At 67.3% G+C, this 502-nt stretch carries 1 protein-coding gene; it reads left to right on the top strand.

Annotation, left to right across the window (positions count from 1 at the left end):
- On the top strand, nt 1–502 hold a 502-nt coding region (locus AACY49_RS30450; protein ID WP_339527987.1), incomplete at both ends, for a radical SAM protein.

Raw genomic sequence — 502 nt, 5'->3', positions numbered from 1 at the left:
ATCTCGCCGCGCTTGAGGGAGAGATCGCGCGCGTTGGCAGTATGCTCCGCGCGCCGGTCGGATCTGTGCATTTCGGCGGCGGCAGCCCCAATGCCATGTCGCCAACCGCCTTTCTCGCGCTCAGCGCGACCTTGCGGCGGCATTTCGCGATCGCCGCCGATGCCGAATGGGCGGTCGAGATCGACCCCCGGCACTTCACACAAGAAACGGCGCAGAGCTATGCAGCGGCGGGGGTGTCGCGCCTCAGCATCGGCGCGCAGACCTTTTCGCCCCAGGTCCAGGCCAGGATCGGGCGGCTGCAGCCATGGCGTCAGATTGCCCAGACAATGGCCGACGCGCGCCGTGCAGGGATCGCCCGGTTCAACCTCGATCTGATGTACGGCCTGCCCGGCCAGACGCTCGACGATATCGCGGCAACGCTCTCTGCTGCCTTTCTGCTCGCGCCCGATCGGGTGGCGATGTTCGGTTACGCGCATATGCCGCAGCTCCTGCCGCGACAGCG

Source organism: Pseudomonas sp. EL_65y_Pfl2_R96, assembly GCF_963970905.1.
Lineage (GTDB): Bacteria > Pseudomonadota > Gammaproteobacteria > Pseudomonadales > Pseudomonadaceae > Aquipseudomonas.
Note: the sequence above shows the minus strand (reverse complement) of the source record. Positions and strands in the feature narration are given on the sequence as shown.